This window comes from Allobosea sp. P4_H5, assembly GCF_056400825.1.
The window spans coordinates 1-16,326 of record NZ_JBFUKM010000017.1 but is presented as its reverse complement, the minus strand read 5'-3'; the positions used below and the strand labels follow the sequence as shown (position 1 = coordinate 16,326).

Below are 16,326 nucleotides of genomic sequence, written 5' to 3'. Positions count from 1 at the left end.
TGCCTTCCTAAGCAGGGATGATCAGCGGCCCACGCGTAACAGCGGTCTCGCCGCGGCGATAGGCGCTCTTCAGGCGGATGCGGGCGGCGTCGAAGCCGGCTTCGCTGCGGGCATGGATGACGCCGAGCGGCCGGTCCGGCCCGACCCGGTCGCCGAGCCCGGCGAGCTCGGTGATTCCCACGGCATGGTCGATCTCGTCCTGCGGGCGCGTGCGGCCGCCGCCGAGCGCGACCACGGCGAGGCCGATGCCGCGCGTGTCGATCGTCTCGACCAGGCCGGGCCGATCGGAGAAGACCGGGCGGACGATCGGCGCCCGCGGAAAATGTCGCTCGGGATGCTCCAGCAGGTCGGCCGGGCCGCCGAGCGCTGCGATCATATGGATGAAGCGCTCCGCCGCTGCTCCGCTGGCGAAGGCGTCCTCGATCCTGGCGACCGCCTCCTCGCGCGTCGCCGCCAGCCGGCCGAGCAGCAGCATCTCGGCGGAGAGCGCGACCGTGACCTCGTGAAAGCGCGGCTCGCGCCGCCGTCCGGTCAGGTGGTCGAGCGCATAGGCGACCTCGAGCGCATTGCCGGCGGCCGAAGCCAAGGGCTCGCTCATGTCGGTGAGCAGCGCCCGCGTCGGCAGGCCGGCGCCGTTGCCGACGTCGCTGAGGCTCTGTGCCAGCGCCTGCGCCTTGTCGAAATCGCGCATGAAGGCGCCGGAGCCGAACTTCACATCCATGGCGAGGCCGGAGAGCCCGGCGGCGAGCTTCTTCGACAGGATCGAAGCGGTGATCAGCGGGATCGATTCGACCGTGCCGGTCACGTCCCGGATCGCATAGAGCCGCTTGTCGGCCGGGGCTAGGTCGGCGGTCTGGCCGATGATGGCGCAGCCGGCCTCGCGCACGACATGGCGGAAGAGGTCGATGCCCGGCTGGGTGACATAGCCCGGCACCGCGTCGAGCTTGTCGAGCGTGCCGCCGGTATGGCCGAGGCCGCGGCCCGAGATCATCGGGACATAGCCGCCGCAAGCCGCCACTGCCGCGGCGAGCGGCAGCGAGACCGTGTCACCGACACCGCCGGTCGAATGCTTGTCGAGCGCCGGTCCCGGCAGGTCGCGCCAGTCGAGCACCGTGCCGGAGTCGCGCATGGCCAGCGTCAGTGCGACGCGCTCCTCGGCGTCCATGTCGCGGAAGAAGATCGCCATGGCGAAGGCGGCCGCCTGGCCCTCGCTGACCGCACCGTCGGTCAGGCCGGCGATCATCTGGCGGATGTCGTTGGCGCTGATCCGCTCGCCGTCGCGCTTGGCGGCGATGATCTCCTGCGGCAGGCGCATCAATAGGCTCCGTCGGTCCGTTCGGCCGGGGCCGTGCCGGCGATGATGTCGGCGAGCACGCCGTAGAGCCCGCTGGCGCCGAAGCGGAAGGTCTTCGCCGTCGCCCAGCCAGGTCCCATGATCTCGTCGGCGAGGTCGAGATAGGTCCTGGCGTCGGCGAGCGTGCGCAGGCCACCGGAGGGCTTCAGGCCGATCGGTTTGCCCGAGGCCTTGATCGTCTCCAGCATGGTGCGGGCGGCCGCCGGCGTGGCGGAAGTCTTGGTCTTGCCGGTCGAGGTCTTGATGAAGTCGGCGCCGGCCGCGATGGCGAGCTCGGACGCCGCGCGCACGGCACCCTGGTCCGGATACTCGCCGGTTTCGAGGATGACCTTGAGTGTCCTGTCGCCACAGCTGCCGCGCGCTTCGGCGACCATCTCGCGGGCGATCTCGGCATCTCCGGCGAGGAAGGCACGCCAGGGCAGGACGAGATCGATCTCGTCGGCGCCGTCGGCGATTGCTTCGATGATGTCGCTGCCGATCAGGTTGCAATTGCTGTTGCCGGCCGGGAAGTTGATCACGGTCGCGATCCTGACGGGCGACGCCTTCAGCGTCTGGCGCGCCAGCTTGAGGAATTGCGGCCAGATGCAGATCGCCGCGACCGGACCGGGCGCGGCAACAGCACGGGCACAGAGCTGCAGCGTGCCGGTCTCGTTCGCCTGGTCGGAGAGATCCGTCAGGTCGAGCAGGCGTAGCGCGCGCAAAGCGAGATCGGCATCCGACATGATCAGAGCTCGCTCAGGAAGGAACGCAGCACGCGGCGCAGCGCCGTGGTCGCTGTCGCCGCGACATCGCGCGTCTCGCCATGGCTGGGCGCGCCGCCGAGGATGCCGGCGCCCATATTGGTGACGATCGAGATGCCAGCGACACGCAGGCCGTAGCGCCGCGCCAGGATCACCTCGGGCACGGTCGACATCCCGACGAGATCGGCGCCGAGCGACTTGGCCATCCTGATCTCGGCCGGCGTCTCGAAGCTCGGTCCGGAGAACCACATATAGACGCCCTCGCCCATATTGGCGCCGCTCGCGGCGGCCGCCTTCTTCAGCCGGGCGCGCAGATGCGGATCATAGGCATCGATCATCGGCACGAAGCGGCCGTCGCCAGTATCGCCGACCAGCGGGTTGGGGCCGTTATAGTTGATATGGTCGGTGATCAGCGCGAGGCTGCCGGGCCGCAGATCCGGTCGCAGCGAGCCGGCAGCGTTGGTCAGCACCAGCGGCGGCGAGCCGAAGGCGGCGAGCATGCCGAGCGGCACGCGCATGATGGCGGGGTCGCCGGTCTCGTAGAAATGTGCGCGCCCCTCGAAGACCAGCACGCGCTTGCCATGCAGCACGCCGTAGCTCAGCCGCTTGGCGTGGCCGGAGACCGAGCCCTTCGGGAAGCCGGGAATCTCCTCGAACGGGATCGAGATCGGATCGACCATGTCGTCGATGATCCGGCCGAGCCCGGTGCCGAGCACGATGGCGCAGTCGATGCCGCCATCGATGCCACGATCGATCAGTGTCGATGCCGCTTGGTCGAAAAGCGCATCAGCCGCCATGTTGTCTGCTCCATCGGCGCGTTGGCCGCGCTCATCGGGTCCTCACGAGGGGGCCCGCAAATCACTTCGGCAAATTGGCCGGTCCGAACGAGGCTGGCAACAGCTCGGCCAGCGAAAAGCGGGCGCGGATGCCCTCCGGCCCGGCGATCAGGATCGGTGTCTCCGGCGCGGCGAACTCGCGGATGCGCTGGCGGCAGGCGCCGCAGGGCGTCACCAATTCGGCCCCGTCGCCGATGACGAGGATGGCGCGGATCGCGCGTGCCCCGCCGGCGATCATCGCCGAGATCGCGCCGGCTTCGGCGCAGGCGCCGACGGGATAGGCGGCGTTCTCGACATTGCAGCCGGGATAGATCTTGCCGTCATCGGCCAGGATGGCGGCGCCGACCTTGAAGCGCGAATAGGGCGCATAGGCTCGTCGCTGCGCGGCCAGAGCCGCGGCGAAGAGCGCGTCGAGATCGGGTTCGGCGGACACTCAGCGTTCCTTGACATAGGGCAGGCCCGACGCCTTGGGCGGCGTCGCCTTGCCGATGAAGCCAGCGAGCAGCACGACGGTCATCACATAGGGCAGGGCCTGGATCGCCTGCACCGGGACCTGGCCTATGCCGGGCAGGCTGACGCCTTGAAGTCTTATCGCGACCGCATCGAGCAGGCCGAAGAGCAGGCAGGCGAACAACGCCGGCCAGGGCCGCCAATTGGCGAAGATCACGGCGGCGAGCGCGATGAAGCCCTTGCCGGCGGTCATTTGCGGCAGGAAACCGGCCGATTGCGAGACGGCGAGATAGGTGCCCCCCAGCCCGCAAAGCGCGCCGCAGATGATGACTGCAGCGTAGCGCAAGCCGGCGACGGAGACGCCGGCGGTGTCGACCGCCGCCGGATTCTCGCCGACGGCGCGCAGGCGCAGGCCGAAGCGGGTGCGCTTCAGCGTCAGCGCCGTGAGCACGAGGGCGAGCACGGCGAGATAGACCGGCGCGGCATGGCCGGAGATCGCGATGTCGTAGATCGGGCCGAAGACTGGGATGTTCTTGAGCGTCCCAACCAGCGGCAGGTCGAGCTCGGGAAAGCGCGCCGCGCCTTCGAGGTTCGGCGTGCGTCCGCCCTGGCCGTACCAGGCGTTGCCGAGGATCGCGGTAAGCCCGACCGCCAGCATGTTGATCGCGACGCCGGAGACGATCTGGTTGCCGCGCCAGGTGATTGCGGCAAAGCCGTGCACCAGCGAGAGCGCGATCGCGGCGAGCATGCCGGCGCCGAGGCCGGCCCAGGCCGAACCGCTGTGATAGGCGACGACGGCCGAGGCGAAGGCGGCAATCAGCATCTTGCCTTCGAGGCCGATGTCGACGACGCCCGAGCGTTCCGACCAGAGCCCGGCCAGCGCGGCGCAAAGCAGTGGGATCGACAGCCGGATCGTCGAATCGAGGATGACGGCGAGCGTCTGGACGATCTCCATCGCCTAGCCCCCGCGCCCGAGGTTGAGCACACTGGCCACCAGCCGTCGGAACATTCCGTCCAACGCGCCGGCGAAGAGGATGACGATGCCGCCGATCACCACGACCATGTCGCGGGTGATGGTCGGCTTGTCGAAGGAGAGCTCTGCCCCGCCCTGGTAGAGCACGCCGAAGAGCAAGGCGGCGAGGCCGACGCCGACCGGGTGCCCGCGTCCCATCAGCGCGACCGCGATGCCGACAAAGCCGTAGCCGGCGGTGAAATCGAGCACGAGCCGGTGCTGCACGCCCATGGCTTCGTTGACCGCGAGCCCGCCTGCCAGCGCGCCGGAGATCGCCATCGCCACCATGATGATCCGCGCCGGCGAGATGCCGGCATAGGCGGCGGCGCGGGGATTGGCGCCGACGGTGCGGATCGCATAGCCGAGCCTGGAACGGTAGATCAGCGCCCAGACCGCGGCCAGCGATGCCAGCGCCAGCAGGAACGAGGTGTTGAGCGGCGTCGAGGGCAGTTTCAGCCCGAAGGCGCCGAGCAGTTCGTGGATCGGCGTCAGCACCGCCTGCTTGGGGAAGTCCGGGGTCTCGGGCTGCATCGAGCCCGTCTTCCCCATCACCTCGACCAGAAGATAGACGATCAGCGTCGCGGCGATGAAGTTGAACATGATCGTGGTGATCACGACATGGCTGCCGCGTGTCGCCTGGAGATAGCCGGGGATGAAGGCCCAGAGCGCGCCCCCCGCGGCGGCGGCGAGGATGGCGAGTGGCACCAGCAGGATGCCCGGCAGCGGCGCGAGCCAGAGGCAGGCGAGCGCGGCGAAGATGCCGGCGACGGTCGCCTGGCCCTCGCCGCCGATATTGAACAGCCCAGCATGGAAGGCGACCGCGACGGCAAGGCCGGTGAAGATGAAGTTGGTGGTGTAGTAGAGCGTGAAGCCGAGCCCTTCGAGGCTGCCGAGCGAGCCCTTCAGTAAGAGCGTCGTCGCCTCCAGCGGGCTTTCCCCGATCGAGAGCACGACGAGCCCAGCGACGACGAGGGCCGCCGCGACCGAGACCAGCGGCACCAGCGCGGTATCGGCCCAGCGCGGGAGGTCGATCGGAGCTGCGCTCATGCCGCCCGCTCGCTGACGCCGGCCATCAGCAGGCCAAGATCGCGCTCGTCCGTCGTGGTCGCCTCGCGCTCCCCGGTGATCTGGCCGCCGCAAAGCGCCAGGATCCGGTCGGAGAGCGCCATTACCTCCTCGAGTTCGACCGAGACGAGCAGGATCGCTACCCCAGCGTCCCGCAGCGCGATCAGGCGGCGATGGATGAACTCGATCGCGCCGATATCGACCCCGCGGGTCGGCTGGCCGACCAGCAGCACCTTCGGCGCCCGCTCGATCTCACGGGCGAGCACGATCTTCTGCTGGTTGCCGCCGGAGAACTTGGCGGTCTTCAGCGCCGGATCGACCGGGCGGACATCGTAATCCTGCATGCCGGTGCGCGCATGCTTCTCGACCAGCGCAGGTGAGAGGAAGGGACCGGGTCCGAAGGCGGGATCGTCGTGATAGCCAAGGATGGCGTTCTCGGCGGCGGCGAAGGCGGTGACGAGCCCGGTCCGCAGGCGATCCTCGGGGATGTGCATCAGGCCGAGCTTGCGCAGATTGGCCGGATTGCGGTCGGCGGCGTTGAGGATCCGCCCGCCGAGCCGGATCACGCCGCGCGAAGGCTGGGTCAGCCCTGCCAACACGTCGAGCAGTTCGCTCTGGCCGTTGCCGGCGACACCGGCAATGCCGACGATCTCGCCTTCATGGAGGGTCAGGCTGGCGTCGCGCAGTGTCTCGCAGCCGCGTTCGTCGATCACGGAGAGGCCGGCGGCCTCCAGCACCGGCGCCCCGCGCTGGCGCGGGGCCTTCTCGACGCGCAGCAGCACGCGCCGGCCGACCATCGCCTCGGCGAGCTCGGCCGGCGAGGTCCTCTCCGTCTCGACATGGGCGACCATCTCGCCGCGCCGCATCACCGAGACGCGGTCGGTCACCGCCATGATCTCGCGCAGCTTGTGGGTGATCAGGATCACCGTCTTGCCCTGCGCCTTCAGGGCCCGCAGCAATTCGAAGAGCTGGTCGGCTTCGGCCGGGGTCAGCACCGCCGTGGGTTCGTCGAGGATCAGGACCTCGGCGCCGCGATAGAGCGCCTTCAGGATCTCGACGCGCTGCTGCAGGCCGACCGAGAGCGTACCTACGATCGCGTCGGGATCGATGGCGAGGCCGTATTCCTGGGAAAGCCGCGCCAACTCGGCCCGTGCCTTGGCGATGCCACCCTTGAGCAGCGCCCCGCCTTCGGCGCCGAGCACGATGTTCTCGACGACGCTGAGCGGCTCCACCAGCATGAAATGCTGGTGGACCATGCCGATCCCTGCGGCGATCGCATCCGAGGAGGAGCGAATGCGCCGTAGCTCGCCGCGCACCCGGATCTCGCCGGAATCGGCCTCGTAGAAGCCGTAGAGGATCGACATCAGCGTCGATTTTCCGGCGCCGTTCTCGCCGACGATGCCGTGGATCGAGCTGGCGGCGACCGAAAGCGAGACGTCCTTGTTGGCCTTGACCGGGCCGAACGCCTTGCTGATGCCGTTGAGCTCGATCGCAGGGTGCGGGTTCGTCACCGGGCGGTCCGGCTCACATCGTGCACTTGGAATCCGACATGTAGTCGTGGACCTTGACGGTGCCGGCGATGATGTCGGCGCGCGCCTTGTCGGCGGCGGCCTTCATCTCGGGCGTGATCAGCGCCTTGTTGTTGTCGTCGAGCGCCCAGCCGACGCCGTCTTCCTTCAGCCCGAGCACCGAGACGCCCGGCTTCCAGGTGCCGTCGCGCGCCTCCTTGAACGAAGTGTAGGCGGCGACGTCGACGCGCTTCAGCATCGAGGTCAGCACCTTGCCGGGATGCAGCATGTTCTGGTTCGAGTCGACGCCGATGCCGAGCTTGCCGGCATCCGCCGCAGCGCGTAGCACGCCGATGCCGGTGCCGCCGGCGGCGTGGTAGATCACGTCGGCGCCGCGATCGATCTGCGACTTGGCGAGCTCGCCGCCCTTCACGGGATCGTTCCAGGCGGCCGGGGTCGAGCCGGTCATGTTCTGGAAGATCTCGGCGTCCTTCTTGCCGGCCTTGACGCCCTGGACATAGCCGCAGGCGAATTTGCGGATCAGCGGGATATCCATGCCGCCGACGAAGCCGACCTTGTTGGTCTTCGAGGCGAGGCTGGCGATGAGGCCGACGAGATAGGAGGCTTCATGCTCCTTGAACACCACCGACTGCACGTTCGGCAGTTCGACCACCATGTCGATGATGGTGAATTTCAGGTTCGGGAACTCGGCCGCGACCTTCTGCAGCGCGGTCGCCTGCGAGAACCCGACGGCGATGATCGGCGAATGGCCGTCACGGGCGAAGCGCCGCAGCGCCTGCTCGATCTGGGCGTCGTTGGTCGGCTCGAAATCGCGGAACTCGACGCCGGTCTCGGCCTTGAACTTCTCTGCGCCGACGAAGACGCCTTCGTTGAAGGATTTGTCGAACTTGCCGCCCTTGTCATAGACGATCGCCGGCTTGATCGCGGTCTGGGCCATGGCTGCCATGGCCGAAAGGGCGACGCCCGCCAGAGCGAGGGCGAGAGATTTCAAACGCATCGAGCCGTTCCCCTGTCACACGCGGAATGGTTGCGCCATTCCTGCCTGCGGTCACGATGGCACGGCTTGCGGACGGGGCCAAGCGGGCTTGGAAGCCCGCCTGGCGATATGTGTCACATATGAACAGTCGCCTCAGCCGCGCTGGATCGAGACGCCGCCATCGGCGAGGAAGGCCGTGCCGGTGACGAAACTCGACGCGTCCGAGGCGAGGAAGAGCGCGGCGCGGGCGATCTCTTCCGGCTGTGCCATGCGCTTCAAGGCGTGGATGCCCTCGACGAAGGCGAGCACTTCGGGGCCGGCGCCCGGTGCGTTGGTGGTTGCCGCCGGCGTGTCGGTACCACCCGGCAGCAGGGCGTTGACGCGGATGCGCTTGCCGCCGAGCTCGGCCGCGAGCGCCTTCATGAGACCGATCTGGCCGGCCTTGCTGGCGGCGTAGACCGACATGCCGGCGAGGCCGGCGGTGTAGCCGACGAAGCTCGACGTGAAGATCAGCGAGCCGCCGCCGCGCGCCTCCAGCGCCGGCGCCTGGTACTTTGCGCCGAAGAAGGCGCTGGTCAGGTTGATCTCGATCACCTCGAGCCAGCTCGCGCTCGACATTTGCCCGATCGGGCCGAGTTCGCCGATGATACCGGCATTGTTGAAGCCGATGTCGAGCCCGCCGAACTGCTCGGTCGCGGTCTCGACCAGGCGCTGCGCCAATGCCTCCTCGCGGATATCGCCGGCAACGGCGATCGCTTCGCCGCCTTCCGCCTTGATCTCGCCGACGAGCATATCGAGCTCGTTCTGCCGCCGCGCGGTGACGATGAGCTTGGCGCCTTCCGCCGCGAACAGCTTCGCCGCCGCCCGGCCGATGCCGGAGCTCGCGCCGGTGACGATCGCGACCTTGTCCTTGAGTGCCGTCATGTCCCGCTCCTTCGTTCAGGGAATGTGGCGCGGGTGATCGCAGGCGGATGGACAGTGCAGACACCCGCTTCCTGTCACCGCATCGCACCCGATTGCTGGCAGGACCGGATCAGCCTAGCTTGCCGGCCATGACGCTGAACGATGCCGAGATCGAGCGCTATGCCCGCCATCTGGTGCTGCCGGAAATCGGCGGACCCGGCCAGGCGAAGCTCAAGCGCGCCCGGGTTCTGGTGATCGGCGCCGGCGGGCTAGGCGCGCCATTGATCCCCTATCTCGCGGCAGCTGGCGTCGGCACGATCGGCATCGTCGACGACGACCATGTCTCGCTCTCGAACCTGCAGCGGCAGATCATCTTCGGGACGGAGGATATCGGGGCGCGCAAGGTGGTCGCTGCGGCCAATTTCGTCACGCGGCTCAACCCGCGGGTCGAAATCGAGGAATACGTCACGCGGATCGATCCGCACAACGCCCGCGCGCTCGTCGCCTTCTACGATGTCGTCGCTGATGGCTCCGATAATTTTGCGACGCGCTATGCCGTCTCCGATGCCTGCTTCCATGAGAAGAAGCCGCTGGTGACGGCGGCGCTCGGCCGCTTCGACGGCTCGCTGACCACGATCCGCGCGCATGAGCAGGGATCGGACGGAAAGCCGAATCCGACCTATCGCTGCCTGTTCCCGCAGGAGCCGCCGCCCGGCACGGTCGCGCCCTGCGCCGAGGCCGGCGTGCTCGGCGCGCTCGCCGGCGTGATGGGCTCGCTGATGGCGCTGGAGGTGATCCGCGCGATCACCGGCTTCGGCGAACCGCTAGTCGGCAAGCTCCTGCTGGTCGACGCGATGGCGATGCGCTTCGAGACGATGAAATATGGCTGGGACCCGGACAATCCGCTCAGCGGGACGTCCGGCGTCGCCGCCTGATCTACTTCGCGGCGCGCTTGGCCTCGATCACATCGAAGAGCTGCGCTGCGAGGTCCGGCCCGCCGAGCTTCTTGATGGCGCGCACGCCGGTCGGGGCGGTGACGTTGATCTCGGTCAGCTTGCCACCGATCACGTCGATGCCGACGAGCAGCAGGCCGCGCTCCCTGAGCGCCGGGCCGATGCGCTCGCAGATCTCGAGCTCGCGCTTCGACAGGTCGGTCGGCCTGGCTGCGCCGCCGCGCACCATATTGGCGCGCAGATCGCCGACCGCCGGCACGCGGTTGACCGCGCCCGCCGCCTTGCCGTCGATCAGGATGATGCGCTTGTCGCCCTCGGAGACCTCCTTGAGGAAGGCCTGGATCACCCAGGGCTCGCGGAAGAGGTTGGCGAACAGGTCGTAGAGCGAGCCGAAATTCGGGTCGCCCTTGCCGGTCTTGAACACGGTCGCGCCGCCATGGCCGTAAAGCGGCTTCATCACGATCTCGCCGAACTCCTCGCGGAAGGCCTCGATCTCGGCGCGGTCGCGCGTGATCAGCGTCGGCGGCATCAGCTCGGGGAAATGCGTGACGAACAGCTTTTCCGGCGCGTTGCGGACCTCGGTGGGATCATTGACCACCAGCGTCTTCGGATGGATGCGCTCGAGCATATGCGTCGAGGAGACATAGGCCATGTCGAAGGGCGGATCCTGGCGCAGCAGCACCACGTCGAGCGTCGAGAGGTCGGTCCGCTCGGGCTGGCCGAGGGTGTAATGGTCGCCCTCGACGTCGCGCACCTCGACCGGGCTGATCACGGCCGTGACCTTGCCGTCGCGCAAGGTGAGCTTGTCGGGTGTGTAGGTGAAGAGCTTGTGCCCGCGGGCCTGCGCTTCCAGCATCAGGGCAAAGCCGGTGTCGCCGGCGATGCGGACCTTCTCGATCGGGTCCATCTGGATGGCGACGTTCAGCGGCATGGCGGAAGCTCCGGTTGCGGCCGTTATATCGGCTGCGCGACCGTCGCGGCGCAAGAGGGCTGGCCTTGCGTCAGAGCACCAGCTCGAACACGCGGGGCACATGGCGGGGCAGACGCCAGGGCGCGAGGAAGACAGCGTCGGCCCGCAGATTGCGCTGCATCGCCCAGGGATTGCGCGCCAGCCATTGCCGGATGCGCGCTTCCATCAGCCGGCGCTTGTCCGGCGTGATCGCGCTGGCGGCGTCGTCGAGTGATGCGCGCGCCTTGACCTCGACGAAGACGATGTCGTCGCCGCGCGCCATGATCAGGTCGATCTCGCCGCCCTTGCCGCCGAAGCGGCGCTGCAGCAGGCGATAGCCCTTGAGGCTGAGGAAGGCGACCGCGAGCCATTCGCCGCGGCGGCCGGACAGGCCGGAGTTGCGGGCGCGGCGGCTGCGCAGCGCCTCGCTCATGGCGTGCGTGTCAATTCGAGGGCGCGGGCATAGACGACGCGGCGCGGCTGGCCACTGGCGGCTGCGACCTGCGCCACCGCCTCCTTCAGCGAGACTCTTGCGAGCGCGGCGCGCAAGGCTTCGTCGAGCGTGTCGCCTTGCACGGCCTGGGCGGAGGCATCGGGCGGGCCGATCACCACGACGATCTCGCCGCGCGCCTCCTCGGCCTCGGCATAATGGGTCGCAAGCTCGGGCAGGGTGCCGCGCCGGACGTTCTCGTAATATTTGGTCAGTTCGCGCGCGACCGCCCCCGATCGCGCACCGAGCACCGCAGCGGCGTCGGCCAGCATCTCGGCGAGCCGGCGCGGCGATTCGAAGAAGACGAGCGTGCCGGGAATGGCGGCAAGCTCGGTCAGCCGGGCTTTGCGGCCGGCGCTCTTCGGCGGTAAAAAACCCTCGAAGAAGAAGCGGTCAGTCGGCAATCCCGCCAGCACCAAAGCCGCCAGCACCGCCGAAGGGCCTGGGATGCCGGTGACCGGCAAACCTTCCGCGACGACTTCGGCGACGAGCTTGTAGCCGGGATCGGAAACCAGAGGCGTGCCGGCATCCGAGATCAGCGCCAGCTTGCCGCCCTGGCGCAGCTTCTCCAGGATCTTCGGGCGCATCTGCGCGGCGTTGTGCTCGTGATAGGGCAGGAGCGGCGTCGCGATGCCGTAATGCGCGAGCAGCGTCTTCGAGGTCCTGGTGTCCTCGGCCAGCACGGCGTCGGCGGCAGCCAGCGTCGACAGCGCCCGGAACGAGATGTCCTTGAGATTGCCGATCGGCGTTGCGACGATATGCAGGCCCGGTGCGAGCGGCTCGGCCTCGGCCCGGAGCCCGAAGGCCGCATAGCTCGGGGCGCGACCTGGGGCGGGCGGGGCGGATACAGGGCCGGACATGGCGGCGAAACTGCCACAGCGGCCCGGAAGATACCACTGCCGACCCAGCAACCTAGAGTTAACAACTTGAAAATAGCCTTGCTCACTGGCAGGACTTGTCCACGGTTCGGAACAAGATTCAGCCGGGGTGGGCGCGTCTCGCGCCTCGCCGAGGAGTGGAGACGAAAACCGTGTCGCGTCAGAGCAAGCTCCTCACTCCGCCCAGCCGCCGTCTCATCCTGTTGTCCGGTGTCGGCGCCGCGCTCGCCGCCTGCAGCGGCGGAACCGGCGGCTTCCCCGGCTTCGACAGCCCCGCTGCGCCGCAGGCGGGCGGCGCTGCCCAGCCGAGCGGCCCGACCATCGGCACCGGCTCGGTCAAGGTCGGCCTGATTCTGCCGCTCACCGCCGAGGGCTCCGGCGCGACCGTCGGCAACTCGCTGAAGAACGCCGCCGAGATGGCGCTTGCCGAATTCCCCGGCGCCGACCTCACGCTGCTGGTCAAGGATGACCGCGGTACGCCGGACGGTGCCCAGGCCGCGGCGCAGGAAGCCTTGCGCGAAGGCGCCGAATTGATCATCGGCCCGCTCTTCGCGCCCTCGGTGCAGGCCGTCGGCCAGGTCGCCCGCGGCGCCGGCAAGCCGGTGATCGCCTTCTCCAGCGACAGCAACGTCGCCTCGCGCGGCATCTACCTGCTCTCGTTCCCGCCGGAGAATGACGTCAACCGCGTCATCGCCTATGCCTCGGCACAGGGGCGCAAATCCTTCGCGGCGCTGGTGCCGGAGACCGCCTATGGCAAGGTCGTCGAGGGCGCCTTCCAGCAGGCGGTCGCCAATCGCGGCGCCCGCGTCGCGGTGATCGAGCGCTTTGGCTCCGACCAGAACAGCATGCGTGCCGCCGCCACGCGGCTGGCGCCGGCGCTGCAGCAGGCGGACGCGCTGTTCGTGCCGGCCGACGCCGCGACGATGCCGACGCTCGGCCTCCTCCTGCAGCAGGCCGGTTACGACCCGGCCAAGGTCAAGCCGCTCGGCACCGGCGTCTGGAACGACGCCAATGTCGCGCGCGTTCCGGCGATCCAGGGCGGCTGGTTCGCCTCGCCGGACACCGCCGGCTTCAACGCCTTCGCCGCCCGCTACCAGAAGCGCTTCAACAGCGCCCCGACCCGCACCGCGACATTGTCCTATGACGCTGTTTCGCTGGCGGCGGCGCTCGCCCGCACCCAGGGCAGCCAGCGCTTCTCGGAAAGCGTGCTGACCAATGCCTCCGGCTTTGCCGGCGCCGACGGCGTCTTCCGCTTCCGTCCCGACGGGCTGAACGAGCGCGGCCTTGCCGTGCTCGAACTGCGCAACGGCCAGATCGTCACGGTCAACGCCGCCCCGCGCGATCTCGGCCCGCGCACGAACTGACGCGGCAACAGGGCGTTATTCTCGGGCGGTGCGCAGCGCCGACCCGAGAATCTCCAGCAGGAAGAGGCGCCCCTTCAAGGGCGCCTTTTTTGTCATGAGATGCTCGGGTCTTCGCCCGAGCATGACGGCAGGTGTCACCCGCCGATGTTGAACGCCGCCAGCGCCGCCATGTTGACGATGTCGGAATCCTTGGCGCCGAGCGGCACGATCTGCACCGGCTTGTCGAGGCCGACCAGCAGCGGGCCGATCACGGTGGCGCCGCCGAGTTCCTGCAGCATCTTGGTCGAGATCGAGGCCGAGTGGAACGCCGGCATCACCAGGACGTTCGCCGGCCCGGTCAGGCGGCAGAACGGGTACTGCGCCATCAGGTCGCGATTGAGCGCGACATCGGCGGCCATCTCGCCATCATACTCGAAGTCGACGCGCTGGCCGTCGAGGATCGTCACCGCTTCGCGCACTTTCTCCGAGCGCTCGCCGGCCGGATGGCCGAAGGTCGAGAAGGCGAGCATGGCGACCTTCGGCTCATAGCCGAGCCGGCGGGCGACGCCGGCGGCCTCGATGGCGATCTCCGACAGCTCCTGCGCCGTCGGCATCTCGGTGATCGCGGTGTCGGCGATGAGCACGGTCCGCCCGCGCGTGATCGCGATCGAGACGCCGATCAGGCGATGGCCCGGCCGATCGTCGATGACGCGGCGGACCTCTTCCAGGGCGATCGAGTAGTTGCGGGTGACGCCGGTGACCATCGAATCGGCATCGCCGAGCGCGACCATCGCGGCAGCGAAATGGTTGCGATCCTGGTTGATCAGGCGCTGGCAGTCGCGGAAGAGATAGCCGTGTCGCTGCAGCCGCTCGTAGAGGTACTGGGCATAGGCCGAATTGCGGTGCGAGAGCCTGGCGTTCTGAATCTCGATGCCCTTGGCGGCGAGATCGACGCCGAGATGCTCGGCGGTCTCGTTGATGCGCTCCTCGCGGCCGACCAGGATCGCCCTGCCGAGCTCCTGGTTGACGAAGGAGACGGCGGCGCGGATGACCTGCTCCTCCTCGCCCTCGGCGAAGACGACGCGCTTCGGGTAGCGTCGCACGCGCTCGAAGATGCGGTTGAGCGTGCCGGCGACGGGGTCGCGCCTGGCCGAGAGCTGCGCCTTGTAGGCGTTCATGTCGACGATCGGCTTGCCGGCGACGCCGGAATCCATCGCTGCCCTGGCGACCGCGGCCGGCACGACATGGATCAGGCGCGGGTCGAACGGCACCGGGATGATGTAATCCTTGCCATAGCGCGGGCGCGCGCCCTGATAGGCGGCGGCGACCTCGTCCGGCACGTCCTCGCGGGCGAGCTGCGCCAGCGCCTCGGCCGCGGCGATCTTCATCTCCATGTTGATCGTGGTGGCGCGCACGTCGAGCGCGCCGCGGAAGATGTAGGGGAAGCCGAGCACGTTGTTGACCTGGTTCGGATAGTCCGACCGCCCGGTCGCCATGATCGCGTCCTCGCGAATGGCGTGCACCTCCTCCGGCGTGATCTCCGGATCGGGATTGGCCATGGCGAAGATGATCGGGTTCTCCGCCATGGAAGCGACCATCTCCGGCGTCACCGCGCCCTTCTGCGACAATCCGAAGAAGGCGTCCGCCCCTTCCAGCGCCTGCGCCAGCGTGCGCCGGTCGGTGACCGCCGCATGGGCCGACTTCCACTGGTTCATGCCTTCGGTGCGGCCCTGGTAGATCACGCCCTTGGTGTCGCAGAGGATGACGTTGTCGGGCTTGAAGCCCATCGCCTTGAGCAGCTCGGTGCAGGCGATCGCGGCGGCGCCGGCGCCGTTGACGACGAGCCTTGTCGTCTGGATGTCGCGGCCGGTCAGGTCGAGCGCGTTGATCAGGCCGGCGGCGGCGATGATCGCCGTGCCGTGCTGGTCGTCATGGAAGACCGGGATGTCCATCAATTCGCGCAGGCGCTGCTCGATGATGAAGCATTCCGGCGCCTTGATGTCCTCGAGGTTGATGCCGCCGAAGGAGGGGCCGAGATAGCGCACCGCGTCGATGAACTTGTCGGCATCCTCGGTGTCGACTTCGAGGTCGATCGAATCGACGTCGGCGAAGCGCTTGAACAGCACCGACTTGCCTTCCATCACCGGCTTGGAGGCGAGCGCGCCGAGATTGCCGAGGCCGAGGATGGCGGTGCCGTTGGTGATCACGGCGACCAGGTTCGAGCGGGTGGTGTAGTCATAGGCCTTGGAAGGATCCTCCGCGATCGCCAGCACCGGCACGGCGACGCCCGGCGAATAGGCCAGCGACAGGTCGCGCTGTGTCGCCATCGGCTTGGTCGGGACGATCTCGAGCTTGCCCGGCCGCCCTTGCGAATGGAAGAGCAGCGCCTCCTGGTCGGTGAAGGTCGGACGGGTGCGCTTGGGCGGGGAGCGGTCGTTCATGCGCTTGTTCTTTTTCACAGGCGTTTCCTCAGGGGGAAACGACCATAGGGCAGCGCCGCTTTCCTCGACAAGCGCGATTGCGCGACAGCAGTTTTCCCGCTGTGGCAGGGATCGGCCTGCGACGGGATCCGGTTCTAGAGGCCGTTAGTGACCATGGACGAGGCTTGGGCGTTGGCGATTTTGTCCGAGTGCCAGGAGCTTGGTGCGGCCAAGCCTTCCGGCTTGGCCGTGACGAGCGACGCCGCAATCGGGCAAAAGCGCCACGCCGCTGCGCGGTGAGGTGAAACCGGCCGACTGCGGCGTCGCATCGCTTGCCGATACCAGCGGTATCGGCTGCGCAACGCTCCTGGCATTCGGACGGTTTGACCTCACCCAAACCCTGTCCATGGTCACTGACAGCCTCTAGA

The 16,326-nt window shown here is 68.3% G+C and carries 15 protein-coding genes; 2 read left to right on the top strand and 13 right to left on the bottom strand.

All coding sequences use genetic code 11. From position 1 onward, the window contains the following. Window positions 1-7: 7 nt before the first annotated feature. From deoA to AC1DS0_RS27370, 9 genes are all read right to left on the bottom strand, one after another. A complete protein-coding gene (gene deoA / locus AC1DS0_RS27410) occupies window positions 8-1,315 on the bottom strand; it encodes a thymidine phosphorylase (protein WP_476817386.1) in 1,308 nt (435 codons plus the stop codon). After that, window positions 1,315-2,076: a deoxyribose-phosphate aldolase gene (deoC, locus tag AC1DS0_RS27405; protein WP_476817385.1), complete on the bottom strand. Its 762-nt coding sequence runs from the start codon at window positions 2,074-2,076 to the stop codon at window positions 1,315-1,317. Before deoC ends, deoA begins: the two co-directional genes overlap by 1 nt. Window positions 2,077-2,078: 2 nt before the next feature. Then, window positions 2,079-2,891 carry a purine-nucleoside phosphorylase gene (locus AC1DS0_RS27400; protein WP_476817384.1) on the bottom strand — a complete coding sequence of 271 codons (813 nt, stop codon included), beginning with the start codon at window positions 2,889-2,891 and terminating at the stop codon, window positions 2,079-2,081. 61 nt (window positions 2,892-2,952) lie between these two features. Further along, window positions 2,953-3,363, bottom strand: coding sequence for a cytidine deaminase (locus AC1DS0_RS27395; protein WP_476817383.1), 411 nt, complete (start codon window positions 3,361-3,363; stop codon window positions 2,953-2,955). After that, window positions 3,364-4,335: an ABC transporter permease gene (locus AC1DS0_RS27390; protein ID WP_476817382.1), complete on the bottom strand. Its 972-nt coding sequence runs from the start codon at window positions 4,333-4,335 to the stop codon at window positions 3,364-3,366. It abuts the gene before it with no gap. Window positions 4,336-4,338: 3 nt separating this feature from the next. Beyond that, a complete protein-coding gene (locus AC1DS0_RS27385; protein ID WP_476817381.1) occupies window positions 4,339-5,439 on the bottom strand; it encodes an ABC transporter permease in 1,101 nt (366 codons plus the stop codon). Next, on the bottom strand, window positions 5,436-6,968 hold the full coding sequence (locus AC1DS0_RS27380) for an ABC transporter ATP-binding protein (protein WP_476817380.1): 1,533 nt from the start codon (window positions 6,966-6,968) through the stop codon (window positions 5,436-5,438). Before AC1DS0_RS27380 ends, AC1DS0_RS27385 begins: the two co-directional genes overlap by 4 nt. A 13-nt stretch (window positions 6,969-6,981) precedes the next feature. Further along, window positions 6,982-7,983 (bottom strand): BMP family lipoprotein, encoded by a 1,002-nt coding sequence (locus AC1DS0_RS27375; RefSeq protein ID WP_476817379.1) that lies wholly within the window; start codon window positions 7,981-7,983, stop codon window positions 6,982-6,984. Between the two features lie 132 nt (window positions 7,984-8,115). After that, window positions 8,116-8,886, bottom strand: coding sequence for an SDR family oxidoreductase (locus tag AC1DS0_RS27370; RefSeq protein WP_476817378.1), 771 nt, complete (start codon window positions 8,884-8,886; stop codon window positions 8,116-8,118). Between the two features lie 128 nt (window positions 8,887-9,014). Between AC1DS0_RS27370 and AC1DS0_RS27365 the strand changes: the two genes are divergently transcribed. Further along, the gene (locus AC1DS0_RS27365) at window positions 9,015-9,800 is read left to right on the top strand and encodes a HesA/MoeB/ThiF family protein (RefSeq protein ID WP_476817488.1); all 786 of its coding nucleotides are present in this window, start codon (window positions 9,015-9,017) and stop codon (window positions 9,798-9,800) included. Between the two features lies 1 nt (window position 9,801). Here the strand turns inward: AC1DS0_RS27365 and gshB are convergent, their stop codons facing one another. The 3 genes from gshB to rsmI form a co-directional block, all read right to left on the bottom strand. After that, the gene (gene gshB / locus AC1DS0_RS27360; RefSeq protein WP_476817377.1) at window positions 9,802-10,749 is read right to left on the bottom strand and encodes a glutathione synthase; all 948 of its coding nucleotides are present in this window, start codon (window positions 10,747-10,749) and stop codon (window positions 9,802-9,804) included. A 70-nt stretch (window positions 10,750-10,819) separates the two neighbouring features. Then, the gene (locus AC1DS0_RS27355; RefSeq protein WP_476817376.1) at window positions 10,820-11,200 is read right to left on the bottom strand and encodes a YraN family protein; all 381 of its coding nucleotides are present in this window, start codon (window positions 11,198-11,200) and stop codon (window positions 10,820-10,822) included. Further along, window positions 11,197-12,117, bottom strand: a complete 921-nt coding sequence (gene rsmI / locus AC1DS0_RS27350; protein WP_476817375.1) for a 16S rRNA (cytidine(1402)-2'-O)-methyltransferase — start codon at window positions 12,115-12,117, stop codon at window positions 11,197-11,199. Before rsmI ends, AC1DS0_RS27355 begins: the two co-directional genes overlap by 4 nt. A 170-nt stretch (window positions 12,118-12,287) precedes the next feature. On the opposite strand from rsmI, the gene AC1DS0_RS27345 reads away from it, so the two are divergent. Further along, on the top strand, window positions 12,288-13,499 hold the full coding sequence (locus AC1DS0_RS27345; RefSeq protein WP_476817374.1) for a penicillin-binding protein activator: 1,212 nt from the start codon (window positions 12,288-12,290) through the stop codon (window positions 13,497-13,499). Window positions 13,500-13,633: 134 nt separating this feature from the next. On the opposite strand, the gene AC1DS0_RS27340 is transcribed toward AC1DS0_RS27345, so the two are convergent. Continuing rightward, window positions 13,634-15,919 carry an NADP-dependent malic enzyme gene (locus tag AC1DS0_RS27340; protein WP_476817373.1) on the bottom strand — a complete coding sequence of 762 codons (2,286 nt, stop codon included), beginning with the start codon at window positions 15,917-15,919 and terminating at the stop codon, window positions 13,634-13,636. Between the last annotated feature and the right edge of the window lie 407 nt (window positions 15,920-16,326).